Genomic DNA, 1065 nt, shown 5'->3' on the forward strand with positions numbered 1-1065 from the left:
ATTGAACCCAGTCATGTAATACCATTGGTGCGATTTCCCTTGGATATTGATATATCTCCTGTAAGCTAATTCGCATACGGTAGGCTTTAGCAGTGTCTAGATGGCAGTCCTTTAGTCGATCAAGTGTCTCTTTTTGTTTTTCGGTTAAATTACTTTCATTTTTTAACCAGACATATCTTGTATTTTTTAAATCAAGACAACTTTTTTGTTCATTTCTTCGGACTTGATCCACTGCATCATTTACCGCTTTGATTACATGGAACTTATCAAACGTTATGGCAGCCTTGGGGAAATTATCTTGAGCCCCTTTAATGAAAGCCGGGGACATATCCATGCATAGTTCTGTGATATTGTCGGCATTCCCGCCATGTGACTCTAATTGTTTTTTACACTCTTTCCATGTGCTAGAATCTTTCCCTTTTGCGACGTGAATGACATTCTTTTTTTGGGGGTCCATAAAAATCGTTATGTAAATGTGTCCCTTTTTAGCAGAAGTCTCATCAGTGCTAATCATGGTGACATCGGATAAATCTTGAGCTTCAATAGCGTGATCCACATAGTAGTGGAGAATGCGCCATAATTGAGTATCGTGTTCACTGACTAGTCGGCTAATTGCGTTCATTGGCATATCTTTCGCCATCATGATAATCCAGGCATCAAAAAATGTCGTAAAGTTGGATCGTGGTTTTATAGCCCATGGCACATTGACACGATGGATTTTCCCGCAGTTTTGGCAATTAGTTCGTGGCAATTCTGCATGAATATAACACGGATATTCCATAAAGTTTAAATGCCGCCATGTACGGTTATAGTCGGCTATATCGTAAATAGGCTGTTGTTCGGCTCCACAATTAGAACAAGTAAGTACAGCTCCTTTTCGAATTTCAACATAGACATCTAATTGTTTCTTTTCTTCATTAAAAATACAGCTTTCTATATACCATGGTTCCGGAATATGGAATACACTTTCAATATTATTTATTTCAATTAACATAGTTATCACCTAGATTCTAATATTTAGAATCCAGTATTAACACTAGTGTGTCATTTTAAACAGCGAAGAAG

General features: G+C 37.4%; 1 protein-coding gene. It reads right to left on the bottom strand.

Annotated elements, in window-relative coordinates; genetic code table 11:
• Nucleotides 1-994, bottom strand: a 994-nt coding sequence (locus tag BFU02S_RS15940) for an ISL3 family transposase (RefSeq protein WP_066372809.1), incomplete at its 3' end; no start/stop codon positions are given.
• Nucleotides 995-1065: the final 71 nt, after the last annotated feature.

It is taken from the genome of Neobacillus fumarioli NBRC 102428, assembly GCF_001591485.1.
GTDB classification, from domain to species: domain Bacteria; phylum Bacillota; class Bacilli; order Bacillales; family Cytobacillaceae; genus Neobacillus; species Neobacillus fumarioli.